Origin of the sequence: Pseudomonas sp. 15A4 (assembly GCF_016925575.1) — a bacterium.
Classification (GTDB): Bacteria; Pseudomonadota; Gammaproteobacteria; order Pseudomonadales; family Pseudomonadaceae; genus Aquipseudomonas.
Genome location: NZ_CP068986.1, coordinates 2,553,673 through 2,568,113, shown reverse-complemented (window position 1 = coordinate 2,568,113; position 14,441 = coordinate 2,553,673). Strand labels below are relative to the sequence as shown.

Below are 14,441 nucleotides of genomic sequence, written 5' to 3'. Positions count from 1 at the left end.
CCCGGAATTAACGGTGTTGGCGCTTGATGGTAGTCGAGGTCATCGCGGTGGTGGTTTCAGGTACCGTTGAAGGTGCCATGGCCAGTGCGCGTTTGGCTTCGATGAAGGTCTTGGCCCAGTAGGCATCGTCGAGGCTGTCGACGCGGACGCCACCGCTGCGGCGGCTGCTGGAATGGATGAACTGGTCATCGCCCAGGTAGATGCCCGCATGGCTGACACGACCACGGCCGGCGGTGCTGAAGAACAGCAGATCGCCCGGCTTGAGGTCATTGCGCTTGATGAGAGGGGCATCGATATTGATCATTTCGCGGGAAGACCGCGGCAGGCTCATGCCCGCCTCTTCACGGAAGAGGTAACCGATGAAACCGCTGCAGTCGAAACCGGAGGTGGTCGACGTGCCGCCAAAGCGATAGCGAGTGCCTATCAAGGATTTGCCGCGTTCGAGGATGCTGTCAGCCAGAACCGGCAAACGGTACGGCTTGTTGTCGGCAAACTGAGCGAGCTCGTCTTCGGTGGCGACTTCGTCATCCAGTACGGAAGAAGCGTAGTCGGCGCGCTTGGTAGCGGATTGAGCAGTGGCAGAGTCCCGGAACTGGGGCTTTGCGACTGTTGTTGCGACGTCGGCATCTGGGCCGAGCAGCCGAACAACAGCGTTACGAGTGCGAGAGGCACGAGGGGTGCGAAGCGGTTTAGCATGTGCACGACCGTGGCTGAAGTGTAAAGAAGCCGAGACTATGCCCGCTATCGTACCCATTTGCAAATTCAATCGAAACAAATGTGACTTACGATGTCGTCCGTCACTTCTAAGGCTCTACACCTCAGAAACGCATCCGTATGCGCGGAATGATCGGTTGGCGAGGGGTTTATCTCGGCAGTAAAGCCTCCCGTCACCCGAGCGCGCAGCATGGGCTCATGAATGTACGGGAAGCTGGCGGTGGTTCCGATGCTGAGCACAGCGTCAAAGCCTTTTGCCATCTCTTCCTGAAGCACGTTCAGTGCCAACTCCGGCAGCATCTCCCCAAACAACACCACCGATGGCCGCAGAACGCCAGTACAGCGGGGACACAGTGGTGGCAATGGCTGGTCGAGATGTTCGCTCAACTGCGGATCCTCGGCGCCACAAGTTTGACAGTAGAGCGGCGCCAACTGGCCATGAATTTCGATCAGCCGCTCTGGCGGACTGCCCGCCGCGCGATGATAGCCGTCGACGTTTTGCGTCAACACCCAGCATTCCGGCTTGCGTCGCTGCAATTCAGCGATGGCGTAGTGCGCCGCATTGGGACGTCCGCCCAGGCAAGCGCTGCCCAATTGTGCGATGTACTTCCAGCACAGCGCGGGATCACGACGCAGCATCGGGCCGGACAAGGCCATTTCGATGGGCAGGCCATCATCAGTCTCGCCGTTGTACAAGCCACCGACACCGCGATAGGTCGGCAAACCCGAATCCGCCGAGAGGCCGGCACCAGTGATGATGAGGATGCGTGTGGCATGGCGCAGGGCCGCGGCGGTTTGCAGCACCAAGGCCGGATCGACCACGGACGCGCTTACCAACCGAGGGTTTCTTTCAGGAAAGGAATAGTCAGCTTGCGCTGGGCCTGGAGCGAGGCTTGATCGAGTTGCTCAAGCAGGTCGAACAGCGCGCTCATGCTGCGCTTGCCGCGGGTAAGGATGAAATGCCCCACCTCATCGGTCAGGTGCAGCCCGCGACGCGAGGCGCGTAACTGCAGGGCGCGGAGTTTTTCCTCGTCGGACAACAGGCGCATCTGGAACACCAGCGCCATGGTCAGCCGTGATTTCAAGTCGGCCAGCTTGACCGGCAGCTCCCTGGGCGAGCATGAAGCCGCGATGAGCAAGCGTCGGCCGCTGTCGCGAAGACGGTTGAACAGATGGAACAAGGCTTCTTCCCACTCAGGCTTGCCGACCACCGCTTGCAGGTCATCGAGGCACACCAGTTCGTACTGCTCCAGATGATCGAACAGGCCGATGCCTTGATCGAGCAACTCGGCCATCGGCAGGTAAACGGCTGGCTCGCCCATCTGCTCGAATCGCAGGCAGGCGGCCTGCAACAGGTGCGTGCGCCCTACCCCGTTCTTGCCCCACAGATAGATGAGACTTTCTGTCCAGCCAGCCTCGGCTTCGCACAGCCGCTCGACATAGCCGAGTGCAGCGGCATTGGCGCCTGGATAGTAATTGATGAAGGTGGCGTCATCACGCAGACGCACACTCAGGGGCAGCTGAACTGGTTTCATGCTGGCTGAACGGTTCGAGACGAACCGCCAAATGGCCTCTGTGAAAAGTGCGCAAAGTCTATACCCGCAAGGCTAGCCGCACAATGCGGCAGACCGCCAGCAAAATCAAAGGCTTGCGTAGGTCACTGGTATCACTGGGGAATACGGGCAAAACCCGCCGAGAAAGGAGGCGCGCGGTGAGCACCGCGCGCCGGTACGCATCCTGATTCGCGGGAATCAGAGATCCGGGTCGTCCAGACCGCCGTAGATGTCAGAATCCTTGTACAGGTCATGAACGTGGCGCACCAACACCATGATCACCGCCGCCACCGGCAGCGCCAGCAGGATGCCGGTGAAGCCGAACAGCTCGCCGCCCGCCAGGATGGCGAAGATCACCGCGACCGGGTGCAGGCCGATGCGGTCGCCTACCAGCAATGGCGTCAGCACCATGCCTTCGAGCGCCTGACCGACCATGAACACTGCGACGATGCCCAGCATCGGGTACAGGTCGCCGCCGAACTGGAAGAAGCCCGCCAGTATCGCCGAGCCGATGCCGATCACGAAACCCATGTACGGCACGATGGCCGCCAGGCCGGCGATGACACCGATCAACAGCCCCAGCTCCAGCCCGACCAGCATCAGCCCGGCGGCGTAGATCACGCCCAGCGCGACCATCACCAGCAACTGACCACGAATGAACGCGCCCAAGACCTCATGGCACTCGTCCGCCAGGGCGACAATCTTCTTCTCGCGGTGACGCGGCAACAGGCTGCGGACCTTGGCGGTCATCACGTCCCAGTCACGCAGCAAGTAGAAGCAGACCACCGGGATCAGCACCAGATTGGTCAGCCAGCCGATCAGCGCCAGGGTCGAGGTGGTGGCCTGGGACAGGACGATGCCGACGATGTCGCCCGTCTGACCCATGTGCTCCGAGATCGCCGCCTTGACCTTGTCGAACTTCCAGAACCCGTCGGCCAGACCCAGCTTCGCCTGTGTCCACGGCATGGCGGTGTGCTGCAGCCAATCGAGGATCTGCGGTGCCAGTTCGTACAGGCGATAAAGCTGCTTGGCCAGCATCGGCACCAGCACCAACAGCAGTCCCATGAAAATCAGGGTGAACAACAGGAATACCGTCACCACACTCATGGTGCGGGACATTTTCAGTTTTTCCAGCCGGTCTGCCAGCGGATCGCCCATGTACGCCAGCAGCAAGGCCACGAGGAACGGCGTCAGAATCGAATGCAGCAGCCAGACGAACAAACAGACCAGGACGACCCCGCCCAGCCAAAACCAACGACGCGTATCAGTCATTACTGCCTCTTTCCCCAAGATGATGTGCTTTACGCAACGTCGTTATGAACCTGTTCACCAACGGAAGTGCAATGCGCTATCAGAAACAGCGGGCGGCTGCGGTGCTGCCGGCGTGCCATCCGCAGCAACGGGCGCGGCGGTGACCGGCGCGCTGGCGAGTTCACTGGCCGGCACTTCCTGCAACTTCGCCAGCGACAGCTGGGACCGCAACTGATCGGGGCTGCCGCTGACGTCGAAAGCGATGCGATCACCGTCGGCTGATTTCAGGCGGCCACCGAACGGTTCGAGCAGGCGCAACAGCTGCGCATAACGCTCAAGATTCATGCCCTGCACATCCAGCACCATGCCGGTCGCCGCTCCCGGCTTGACCACGAAACGCGGCGCCAGACGCTGGCTCACCGCCAACAGCACCGCGTCGGCCAGTTCCGCCGAACTCGCGCCGCTGGCGCTGCCCTGCTCCATCTTGTCGCCCAGCCACAGGTGCCATTTGCCCTGCCACTGGCCGCCGTTTTCCTGAGCGTGAACCGCCAGAATCGCGTCTGAACCGTAACGCTCGGAAGCCTCTTTGAGCGGGCCAACGTCGTTGCCGTCGAGGGTCTTGGCGTTGCCGATGCCTTGTTCGCCAAGATCGGCCAGCGGCAAACGCAACGGTAGACCGCGATGCTGGGCGGCGCGGCGCAGAGGTTCGGCAGAGGCTTGGCCGTCACCGACCAGATTGGCACCGTCAGTCGCGTCGTTCAGCCACCAGGCCATGATCACCGGGCGGTTGGAGCCCCACAACGACAGCCCCGCCTGACGCATTGCACGTTCGGTGCTCGCCGGGTCGAAGTCGACCTGCAGGGTCTCGGGTGGGCCGGCGTCATAACCGTACTGGCTGATAATTTGCTGAGGGTCCTTGCGCACCTCGGCAAGGCCGCCGTTCTGCACCGCCTTGGGGTCGCCGGTCAGGCGGATGACCAGGGTTTCCAGCGCAGCCTGGGTGGCACGGGTTTTCTCGTCCGGGGTCTGGCCGCTGACGGGCTCGCGCACCTGATAAAGCGTGTTCACCGTCTCGGCGAGCGCCGGCAGACTCATCAATGAGAGGCAACCCACGAACAGGCAGTTTTTTACGCGCATGAATGAAGGTGGACGCATGAAGGATTCCCGCTGGGTAAAAAGGCAACGCTATAAATAGCTGCATAAACTTGAATGAATCGACTCAGACCGCAGGTGCAGCCGAATCGCTCACTCAGGCGCCAACGTTACACCGGATCCTTGCGGCGACGAACGGGTGCGGCAGGATAAACCGGGTTATTTTTTCTTCACGGTCGTCCTGCCCGTCGGCCCAAGGATGGCCGCTTGCGCCCAACCCTGATAAAATCGCGCGCCTTCGCAGACCGGCGATGACAAGGCCCCGCGTCGTTGCCACTCGGTCGTTACCCCGAATCCCCCCTTAAAGGCCTGGATCATGAGCAAGCAACCCTCCCTGAGCTACAAAGACGCCGGTGTAGACATCGACGCCGGTGAAGCGCTGGTCGAACGCATCAAGAGCGTCGCCAAGCGCACCAAGCGCCCGGAAGTGATGGGCGGCCTCGGGGGCTTCGGCGCTCTGTGCGAAATCCCGGCCGGCTACAAGCAGCCTGTGCTGGTCAGCGGCACCGACGGCGTCGGCACCAAGCTGCGTCTTGCACTGAATCTCAACAAACACGACACCATCGGCATCGACCTGGTCGCCATGTGCGTCAACGATCTGGTGGTCTGCGGCGCTGAGCCGCTGTTCTTCCTCGACTACTACGCCACCGGCAAGCTGAACGTCGACACCGCTGCTCAAGTGGTCACCGGCATCGGCGCGGGCTGCGAACTGGCCGGCTGCTCCCTGGTCGGCGGCGAAACCGCTGAAATGCCCGGCATGTACGAAGGCGAAGACTACGACCTGGCCGGTTTCTGCGTCGGCGTCGTGGAAAAAGCCGAGATCATCGACGGCTCCAAGGTTGCTGCGGGCGACGCGCTGATCGCGCTCCCTCTTCCGGTCCGCATTCCAACGGTTACTCGCTGATCCGCAAGATCATCGAAGTGTCGGGCGCCGACATCGACACCATCCAGCTCGACGGCAAGCCGCTGACCGAACTGCTGATGGCGCCGACCCGCATTTACGTCAAGCAACTGCTCAAGCTGATCAAAGACACCGGCGCGGTAAAAGCCATGGCCCATATCACCGGCGGCGGCTTGCTGGATAACATTCCGCGCGTGCTGCCTGAAGGCGCACAGGCCATCGTCGACGTGGCGAGCTGGACCCGCCCGGCGGTGTTTGACTGGCTGCAGGAAAATGGCAACGTGGATGAGCACGAAATGCACCGCGTGCTGAACTGCGGCGTCGGCATGGTCATCTGTGTTGCCCAGGAACACGTTGAAGTCTCGCTGAACGCCCTGCGTGAAGCCGGCGAGCAGCCTTGGGTCATCGGCCAGATCGGCACCGCTGCCGAAGGCGCTGCACAAGTCGAGCTGAAGAACGTCAAGGCTCATTAATGCCTGACATGCCCCAACCCTGTGACGTGGTGGTGCTGCTGTCCGGCACCGGCGGTAACCTGCAGGCGATGATCGACAGCTTTCAGGACAGCGCGAGCCCTGCGCGCATCCGGGCGGTGATTTCCAACCGCGCCGATGCCTTCGGGCTCGAGCGGGCCGCCCGCGCCGGGATCGACACTCGCGTGCTCGATCACACCGGCTACGAAGGTCGCGAGGCCTTCGATGCAGCGCTGATCGAGGCCATCGATTCGTTTCAGCCTTCGCTGGTGGTGCTGGCCGGATTCATGCGTATCCTGACGCCAGGGTTCGTGCGCCATTACCATGGCCGCCTGCTGAACATTCACCCTTCCCTGCTTCCGCTGTATAAAGGCTTGCACACCCATCAACGGGCGCTGGACGCCGGCGATGCCGAGCATGGCTGCAGCGTGCACTTTGTCACCGAGGAACTCGATGGGGGCCTCTGGTCGTACAGGCAGTTGTTTCTGTAGAGTTGCACGACACGCCCGCCACGCTGGCACAGAGGGTTCACGCCCAGGAACACCTGATATATCCCCTGGCCATTCGCTGGTTCGCCGAAGGACGCTTGACCCTCGACGAACACGGCGCCTCACTGGACGGCCAGGGCCTAGGGCCCAGCGGCCACTTGATCCGACATTAGGAGATATTATGCGTCGCGCTTTGCTCTTCGCTTTCGCTCTGTTCGCACTTCCCGCAGTCAACGCGGCCGATCTTCAACCTTTCTCCGCCAGCTACACCGCTGACTGGAAACAACTCCCCATGAGCGGTGGCAGCGCCAGCCGCAGCCTCGAAAAGAACGCCAACGGCACCTGGACCCTGAACTTCAAGGCATCGATGATGATCGCCAGCCTGACCGAAGTCAGCACGCTCAAGGTCGACAAGGATCAGTTGCTGCCGCAGACCTACCACTTCGAACGTGGCGGCCTGGGCAAGAGCAAGACGGTCGATCTGGTGTTCGACTGGCCCACCAAATTCATCACCGGCTCGGACCGTGGCGACGCGGTGAAAATCCCGCTGAATGCCGGCGTTCTCGACAAGTCCACATACCAGCTCGCGCTGCAGCATGACGTGGCAGCGGGCAAAAAGAGCATGTCGTATCAGGTGGTCGATGGTGACGAGATCGACACCTATGACTTCCGCGTCCTGGGCACTGAAAAGGTCGAGACCAAAGTAGGTTCGGTCGACGCCATCAAGGTCGAGCGCGTGCGTGACCCGACGCAGAACAAGCGCATCACCGTGATGTGGTTCGCCAAGGACTACGACTACCTGCTGGTTCGCCTGCAACAGGTTGAAACCGACGGCAAGGAATACAACATCATGCTGCAGGACGGCACGGTGAACGGTAAGTCGGTCAAAGGCAGTTAATCCACGCCAGCGCCGAGCGCACTACGAAAAACCCGCCTCCATGGCGGGTTTTTTCTTGGCGCCGAGAGACACATTTGCCTACATGAAAGATTCTTCATGGCCCTCAACCGGGTGTGACAAAGCGTCGCACGCCCTTCGAATACAAGCATTTAGCGCACTGTTACGGATTCGGTAAATAACTGTTGCTGGATGCGCACATTTACTTAGCTGGCTACCAAAAACTATAAAGAAGGCCTGCGACGTCCTGCCGCAGATACCCAAGAGTCAGGAGTTTGCACTATGACCGTAACTGTTACTGAACGCGACGACGCCCATATCTCCCACGAAACCATCGCCGATGGCATCCAGATCTGGGATGTTCGCCAGCAAGACCAATTGGTAGGGATGTTTCATTACGAATCGGACGCACAGCGTTACGCAGCAGAACTAGCCGAGCAGGAAGCGAAGCTTCAGGCCAGTCATTCGTAATTTCGGAATCGCAGCAAAACAAAACCCGCCTCTCGGCGGGTTTTGTTGTTTTAGCTGATTGAGCGACGGGCGCTTACCACATCAAGTCATCCGGGATCTTGTACGCGGCGTACGGATCGTCGCCCTCCGGCTCTTCGGTCGGGGCGCTGAGCATGACGATGCGGCGCGGATCGCGCTCTTGCACCTTGAGGGCGGCTTCCCGGGGGATCACCTCGTAAGTACCGCCGTGGTGCACGATAGCCAGCGCGCCGCTGCTTAGCTTGCTGCGCATCAGAGGGTTGACCGACAGGCGCTTGACCTTCTTGTCGTCGACGAAGTTGTAGTAGTCCTCGGTGGTCAGCTTCGGCAGGCGCGTGGCTTCGATCAGTTGCTTGACCTGGGCGGCACGGGCTTTCTGCTCGATTTTTTCCTGCTGCTGACGGTTCAACTCCTGATCCCGTCTGGCCTTCTCGGCCATCGCTTCCTGGGCCGCGCGCTGGCTGGTGTCGTCCGCCACTGCCTGGCCCTTATGCACCAGACGCTGCTCCTTCTGCTTGCTCTTGCTGGCCTGCTTGGCCTGCTTCTCATTGACCAGTCCGGCTTTCAGCAACTGGTCACGAAGGGAAATACCCGCCATCTGTCTTCTCTCTCTAAATAGTCAACTCAACCGCAGTTGGGCGTGATCTTTTCCTGACGCTTGGCTTCGCCCCAGAGCGCATCCATCTCTTCGAGGCTGCAATCTTCGATGGGGCGCCGGGTGTCGCGCAAGGTCTGTTCGATAAATCTGAAACGCCGCTCAAATTTGGCATTGGCGGCGCGCAGGGCATTTTCCGGGTCGACCTTAAGGTGCCGAGCCAGATTGACCGCGGCAAACAGCAGATCGCCGACCTCTTCGGTGATGGCAGCGCTGTCGTTGTCGGCCATGGCCTCGAGGACTTCGTCGAGTTCCTCGCGCACGTTGTCGACCACCGGCAACGCATCAGGCCAGTCGAAACCGACCCGGGAGGCACGCTTCTGCAACTTCGCCGCCCGCGACAGCGCAGGCAATACCGCCGGCACATCATCGAGCAGGGAAAGCTGCTCAGGGGCACTGGCCTTCTCGGCACGCTCCTCGGCCTTGATCTCTTCCCAGCGATGCTTGACCTGCTCTTCGCTGAGACGCGGCGTTTCCAGCGGCGCGTACAGATCGCCGGTCGGGAACACGTGGGGATGGCGGCGAATCAGTTTGCGGGTGATGCCGTCGACCACACCGTCAAACTCGAAGCGCCCTTCTTCCCGCGCCAGCTGGCAGTAATACACCACCTGAAACAGCAAATCGCCGAGCTCGCCGCGCAGGTCATCAAAGTCACCGCGCTCGATGGCGTCGGCCACTTCGTAGGCTTCTTCAAGGGTGTGCGGCACGATGCTCGCGTAATGCTGCTTCACGTCCCACGGGCAACCGAATTGCGGGTCGCGCAGACGGGCCATGAGCGTGAGCAGGTCTTGGAGGCTATACATGGGGGTCTCTCTTCGTTCGCAGCTGTAAGCGACAAGCCACAAGCTTCAAGTTATCCGCGTACGGCTTGAAGCTGATCGTTCCCACGCTCTGCGTGGGAATGCCCGCCTGGACGCTCTGCGTCCCACGAGTGACGCTCTGCGTCACGGACTGCGTTCCCACGCAGAGCGTGGGAACGATCAACCGCCGTAAAATCACGGCGTTCTATTACGCCGCGTTTCGATGATGTTCGGCAGTTGCGAGATGCGCCCCAGCAGCCGGCCCAACGCGTCCAGGCCCGGGATCTCGATGGTCAGCGACATCAGCGCGGTGTTGTCTTCCTTGTTCGAGCGGGTGTTGACCGCCAGGACGTTGATGCGCTCGTTGAGCAGAATCTGCGAGACGTCACGCAGCAGCCCCGAGCGGTCGTAGGCACGGATGATGATGTCCACCGGATAGGTGAGCACCGGCACTGGGCCCCAGCTGACCTGAATGATGCGCTCGGGTTCGCGCCCGCCCAGTTGCAGCACCGAGGCGCAGTCCTGACGGTGAATGCTCACGCCGCGGCCCTGGGTGATGTAACCGACGATCGCATCGCCCGGCAGCGGCTGGCAGCAGCCGGCCATCTGCGTCATCAGGTTGCCGACGCCCTGGATCTGAATGTCGCCGCGCTTGCCCGGCTTGTAGCCGGTGGCCTTGCGCGGAATCAGCTCCAACTGCTCGTTGCCGCGTTCAGGCTCCACCAGTTGCTGGGCCAGATTGACCAGCTGTGCAATGCGCAGGTCGCCGGCACCGAGGGCCGCGAACATGTCTTCGGCCATCTTCATGTTGGCCTTCTCGGCCAGCTTGTCGAAGTCCACTTGCGGCAGCGCCAGACGCGCCAGCTCGCGCTCCAGCAACACCTTGCCGGCGGCGACGTTCTGGTCGCGCGCCTGCAGCTTGTACCAGTGCACGATCTTCGCCCGCGCCCGAGACGTGGTGATGTAACCCAGGTTCGAGTTCAGCCAGTCGCGGCTCGGCGTGCCGTGCTTGCTGGTGATGATCTCGACCTGCTCGCCGGTCTGCAGGCTGTAGTTGAGGGCACGATGCGCCCGTTGATCTTCGCACCACGGCAGTTGTGGCCGATCTCGGTGTGCACGCGGTAGGCGAAGTCCAGCGGCGTCGCCCCCTTGGGCAGGTCGATCGCGTGGCCGTCCGGGGTAAACACGTAAACGCGGTCGGGTTCGATATCGACGCGCAGCTGTTCCGCCAGCCCGCCGATATCGCCCAGCTCTTCATGCCACTCGAGCACCTGACGCAGCCAGGAGATTTTCTCTTCGTAATGATTGGAGCCGGATTTGACGTCGGTGCCCTTGTATTTCCAGTGGGCGCAGACGCCCAGCTCGGCCTCTTCGTGCATGGCGTGGGTGCGGATCTGCACTTCCAGCACCTTGCCCTCCGGACCGATCACTGCCGTGTGCAGCGAGCGATAGCCGTTTTCCTTCGGATTCGCGATGTAGTCGTCGAATTCCTTGGGAATGTGCCGCCACAACGTGTGGACAATCCCGAGGGCGGTGTAGCAATCGCGCATCTCCGGCACCAACACACGAACGGCGCGAACGTCGTAGATCTGGCTGAATTCCAGGCCTTTGCGCTGCATCTTTCGCCAGATCGAATAAATGTGCTTGGCCCGGCCGCTGATGTCGGCCGTCACGCCAGTGGCCAGCAGTTCGTTCTCAAGCTGGGACATCACATCGGTGATGAAGCGCTCGCGATCAAGGCGGCGTTCGTGCAGCAGCTTGGCGATCTGCTTGTACTGCTCGGGCTCCAGGTAACGGAAGGACAAGTCCTCCAGCTCCCATTTGATGTGACCGATGCCCAGTCGGTGGGCCAGCGGTGCGTAAATGTCGAAGACTTCCCGGGCGACGCGGTTGCGCTTTTCGTCGTCGGTGTTCTTCACCGCCCGGATGGCGCACGTACGCTCGGCCAGCTTGATTAACGCGACGCGCACGTCGTCGACCATGGCCACCAGCATCTTGCGCAGGTTTTCGACCTGGGCCTGAGTGCCGAGCACCAGGGACTGACGCGGGCTGAGACTGGCGCTGATCGCCGCCATGCGCAGCACGCCGTCGATGAGTTTGGCGACGGTGGGGCCAAAGCGCTGGTTGACGTCGGGCAGCGAGATCTTGCCTTCGCGCACGCCGCGATAAATCACGGCGGCAACGAGGGAGTCCTGATCGAGCTTGAGGTCGGCCAGGATTTCAGCGATTTCCAGACCCGTCTGAAAACTCGACGTGCCCTCCGCCCAGAGGTTCTTGGCGGCGTTGTCCTGTTGCTCGGCGTGCCGGGCAAATTCACAGGCCTCTTTGAGGGCCTGTCGGTCCACTGCGAGGTCGACGCTGACCACGTGATCCAGCCACGCGTCGAGGTTGATACTGCCGTCTGTGTTGATCGGCTGGTGGGGTCTCACCTGTACCATGTTGCTTACCTTCCCTACGGCGCGATGAAATGCGCCATCAGTCGCCGGCCTTCTTGAGCGCGTGCGCCTTGCGGGCCATGCAAGGTCGCGAACGCGCGGGCCAGTCGGATTAAACGAGACTCCGTGTGAGGCATGGGCTTTTCCTGAGCCGCTGCTTCACTTGCTCGCTTCAAATAACGCCATCGCCTCGACATGCGCTGTCTGCGGGAACATATCGAGGATTCCGGCACGTTTTAAACGGTAGCCCTGTTTGATCAATTCAACCGTGTCGCGCGCCAGCGTAGCCGGGTTGCACGACACATAAAGGACGCGCTGAGCGCCCAACAACTTGAGCTTGCCCACTGCTTCGAACGCCCCGTCACGGGGCGGATCGAGCAGCACTGCGGCGAAACCTTCCGCCACCCAGGCCGCCTTGTCCAGTGGCTGTGACAGATCGGCCTGATAAAACTTCACATTGCTTAAACCGTTGCGGGTAGCGTTGGCCGTCGCCCGCTGAACCATGGCGTCGACGCCCTCCACGGCTACCACGTCGCGCGACATTTGCGCCAGCGGTAAAGCGAAGTTACCGAGACCGCAGAACAAGTCCAGCACTCGTTCGTCCTTGCCCGGCGCGAGCCAGTCCAGGGCCTGTTCGATCATCGCGGTGTTGACCTGAGCATTGACCTGCACGAAGTCGCCGGGGCGATAGGCCAGGGACAGATTCCACGGCTCCAGGCGGTAGCCCAGTTGCGCGGCCGGATCGACCGGTTGTGGCTCGCCTTCGCCGTGCAACCACAGTTGCGCGTCATGGGTTTCGCAAAACGCCTTGAGGATGGCCAGATCGTTTTCAGGCAGCGGCGCGGTTGTGCCGCAGCAGCACGGCGGTGGCCGAGCCGCTGAACAGCTCGACATGCCCCAGCGCCTGAGGTTTGCTCAGGCTGCGAAGCATGGGCGCCAGCGCTGTCATGATCGGTTGCAAGGCCTGTACCAGCACCGGGCATTGTTCGATGGCGATGATGTCCTGACTCGCCGCGGCGCGAAAGCCGACGTCCAGCCGTTTGGCGCGGACGTCCCAGCGAACGGCGACGCGGGCGCGCCGGCGGTAGGCGTATTCATCACCGGTCAGCGGCGAGGCCCACTCCTGCGGCTCGACCCCGGCAATGCGGCTCAATTGCTCGGCGAGCATGCTCTGTTTCAGGGCAAGCTGTTCGGCGTGGGGCATGTGCTGGGTGCTGCAACCGCCGCAACGGCCAAAATGCGGACACGCTGCGGGGCGCCGTATCGGGCTGGCCTGGAACACCCGCTCAGTGCGGGCTTCGACGACTTTGCCGTGGGCATTGAGCACGCGGGCCTCGACCTCTTCGCCGGCCAGACTGCCCATGACAAACCAGGTGCGGCCGTCGACGAAACCGATGCCGCGACCGTCATTGGCCAGCCGCTCGATATTCAGGCGTTGTTTTTTACCGGTGGGGACCTGCGGGGTCCGGGTGCCGCCGCTGGGCTGGAAACGCAGGCCTGCATCACGCTTGGCCATCAGTTGGGCGCATCGTAGACGCCGGTCGACAGGTAACGGTCGCCGCGGTCACAAATGATCGCGACCATCACCGCGTTCTCGACTTCTTGGGACAGCCGGAGCATCCCGGCCACAGAGCCGCCTGACGACACGCCACAGAAAATGCCTTCTTCCCGGGCCAGACGACGCATGACGTCCTCGGCTTCGGCCTGGCCCATGTCCAGAATCCGGTCGACGCGGTCGGCCTGATAAATGCTCGGCAGGTATTCCTGAGGCCAGCGGCGAATGCCTGGAATCGACGCGCCATCCATAGGCTGGAGGCCGACGATCTGGATGTTCGGGTTCTGTTCCTTGAGGAAACGCGAGGTGCCCATGATGGTGCCGGTGGTGCCCATGGAACTGACGAAATGGGTGATAGTGCCGCCGGTCTGCCGCCAGATTTCCGGGCCGGTGCCGACGTAATGCGCCTGAGGATTGTCGCCGTTGGCGAACTGGTCGAGCACTTTGCCGTGGCCTTCAGCCTGCATGCGCTCGGCCAGATCACGGGCGCCTTCCATGCCCTCTTCCTTGCTGACCAGAATCAGCTCGGCGCCATAGGCGGTCATCGCCGCCTTGCGCTCGGCGCTGGAGTTGTCGGGCATGATCAGGATCATGCGATAGCCCTTGATCGCCGCAGCCATGGCCAGGGCGATGCCGGTATTGCCCGAAGTGGCTTCGATCAGGGTGTCGCCGGGGTGGATCTGCCCGCGCGCTTCGGCACGGGTAATCATCGACAGCGCCGGGCGGTCCTTCACGGAACCGGCCGGGTTATTGCCTTCGAGCTTGAGCAGCAACGTGTTGCTGGTGTTCCCGGCCATGCGTTGCAGACGCACCAGCGGGGTGTTGCCGACGCAATCGGCGATGGTTTGATACTGCAGGGTCATGGCGTTTTCGCGATCCAGACGTGCGGGGGTCGCCCATCATACCGGCAATCGCTGCCGGGCCATATCACGCAAAGTGAGGTGGTTATCGCTGAATGGAATAAGGCGTGTTCTTGGGCTTGTGGGCCGGGTACTGAACGCTGTAGGAGTGAGCTTGCTCGCGATTGCACTCAGGCCGGCAACATTGGTCACAGACATTCCGCATCGCGAGCAAGCTCACTCC

The 14,441-nt window shown here is 61.7% G+C and carries 10 protein-coding genes and 4 pseudogenes; 4 read left to right on the top strand and 10 right to left on the bottom strand.

The features are described from left to right. Positions 1-7 precede the first annotated feature (7 nt). From JN403_RS11555 to JN403_RS11535, 5 genes are all read right to left on the bottom strand, one after another. On the bottom strand, positions 8-754 hold the full coding sequence (locus JN403_RS11555) for a C40 family peptidase (RefSeq protein WP_345945843.1): 747 nt from the start codon (positions 752-754) through the stop codon (positions 8-10). An 8-nt stretch (positions 755-762) separates the two neighbouring features. Further along, positions 763-1,536 (bottom strand): NAD-dependent deacylase, encoded by a 774-nt coding sequence (locus JN403_RS11550; protein WP_205487040.1) that lies wholly within the window; start codon positions 1,534-1,536, stop codon positions 763-765. A gap of 8 nt (positions 1,537-1,544) precedes the next feature. Further along, complete coding sequence (hda, locus tag JN403_RS11545; RefSeq protein WP_074890952.1) at positions 1,545-2,249, bottom strand: DnaA regulatory inactivator Hda; 705 nt, start codon at positions 2,247-2,249, stop codon at positions 1,545-1,547. Between the two features lie 216 nt (positions 2,250-2,465). Then, positions 2,466-3,539, bottom strand: coding sequence for an AI-2E family transporter (locus tag JN403_RS11540; protein WP_205487039.1), 1,074 nt, complete (start codon positions 3,537-3,539; stop codon positions 2,466-2,468). A 54-nt stretch (positions 3,540-3,593) separates the two neighbouring features. Beyond that, positions 3,594-4,655, bottom strand: coding sequence for a DUF2066 domain-containing protein (locus JN403_RS11535; protein ID WP_205487291.1), 1,062 nt, complete (start codon positions 4,653-4,655; stop codon positions 3,594-3,596). A gap of 331 nt (positions 4,656-4,986) precedes the next feature. Here JN403_RS11535 and purM point away from each other — a divergent pair. From purM to JN403_RS11515, 4 genes and pseudogenes are all read left to right on the top strand, one after another. Further along, a pseudogene (gene purM, locus JN403_RS11530) lies at positions 4,987-6,044 on the top strand (phosphoribosylformylglycinamidine cyclo-ligase). A gap of 8 nt (positions 6,045-6,052) precedes the next feature. Then, a pseudogene (gene purN, locus JN403_RS11525) lies at positions 6,053-6,702 on the top strand (phosphoribosylglycinamide formyltransferase). Between the two features lie 8 nt (positions 6,703-6,710). Next, positions 6,711-7,427 (top strand): DUF3108 domain-containing protein, encoded by a 717-nt coding sequence (locus tag JN403_RS11520; RefSeq protein ID WP_205487038.1) that lies wholly within the window; start codon positions 6,711-6,713, stop codon positions 7,425-7,427. 279 nt (positions 7,428-7,706) lie between these two features. After that, entirely contained in the window at positions 7,707-7,895 is a 189-nt protein-coding gene (locus JN403_RS11515; protein ID WP_172609298.1) for a hypothetical protein, read from the top strand. Positions 7,896-7,968: 73 nt separating this feature from the next. On the opposite strand, the gene JN403_RS11510 is transcribed toward JN403_RS11515, so the two are convergent. From JN403_RS11510 to cysM, 5 genes and pseudogenes are all read right to left on the bottom strand, one after another. Continuing rightward, a complete protein-coding gene (locus JN403_RS11510) occupies positions 7,969-8,511 on the bottom strand; it encodes a DUF2058 domain-containing protein (RefSeq protein WP_205487037.1) in 543 nt (180 codons plus the stop codon). 26 nt (positions 8,512-8,537) lie between these two features. Further along, a complete protein-coding gene (gene mazG, locus JN403_RS11505; protein WP_205487036.1) occupies positions 8,538-9,371 on the bottom strand; it encodes a nucleoside triphosphate pyrophosphohydrolase in 834 nt (277 codons plus the stop codon). A gap of 192 nt (positions 9,372-9,563) precedes the next feature. Further along, positions 9,564-11,806 (bottom strand): annotated as a pseudogene (relA, locus tag JN403_RS11500) (GTP diphosphokinase). 156 nt (positions 11,807-11,962) lie between these two features. Continuing rightward, positions 11,963-13,319 (bottom strand): annotated as a pseudogene (gene rlmD, locus JN403_RS11495) (23S rRNA (uracil(1939)-C(5))-methyltransferase RlmD). Continuing rightward, positions 13,319-14,221 carry a cysteine synthase CysM gene (gene cysM, locus JN403_RS11490; protein ID WP_205487035.1) on the bottom strand — a complete coding sequence of 301 codons (903 nt, stop codon included), beginning with the start codon at positions 14,219-14,221 and terminating at the stop codon, positions 13,319-13,321. Before cysM ends, rlmD begins: the two are co-directional and overlap by 1 nt. Positions 14,222-14,441: the final 220 nt, after the last annotated feature.

What these genes read in the sequence shown, in the direction of transcription:
- JN403_RS11555 (WP_345945843.1), bottom strand. Translation starts at nt 754, where the DNA reads ATGGGTACGATAGCGGGCATAGTCTCGGCTTCTTTACACTTCAGCCAC.
- hda (WP_074890952.1), bottom strand. Translation starts at nt 2,249, where the DNA reads ATGAAACCAGTTCAGCTGCCCCTGAGTGTGCGTCTGCGTGATGACGCC.
- JN403_RS11540 (WP_205487039.1), bottom strand. Translation starts at nt 3,539, where the DNA reads ATGACTGATACGCGTCGTTGGTTTTGGCTGGGCGGGGTCGTCCTGGTC.
- JN403_RS11535 (WP_205487291.1), bottom strand. Translation starts at nt 4,655, where the DNA reads ATGCGCGTAAAAAACTGCCTGTTCGTGGGTTGCCTCTCATTGATGAGT.
- JN403_RS11520 (WP_205487038.1), top strand. Translation starts at nt 6,711, where the DNA reads ATGCGTCGCGCTTTGCTCTTCGCTTTCGCTCTGTTCGCACTTCCCGCA.
- JN403_RS11515 (WP_172609298.1), top strand. Translation starts at nt 7,707, where the DNA reads ATGACCGTAACTGTTACTGAACGCGACGACGCCCATATCTCCCACGAA.
- JN403_RS11510 (WP_205487037.1), bottom strand. Translation starts at nt 8,511, where the DNA reads ATGGCGGGTATTTCCCTTCGTGACCAGTTGCTGAAAGCCGGACTGGTC.
- mazG (WP_205487036.1), bottom strand. Translation starts at nt 9,371, where the DNA reads ATGTATAGCCTCCAAGACCTGCTCACGCTCATGGCCCGTCTGCGCGAC.
- cysM (WP_205487035.1), bottom strand. Translation starts at nt 14,221, where the DNA reads ATGACCCTGCAGTATCAAACCATCGCCGATTGCGTCGGCAACACCCCG.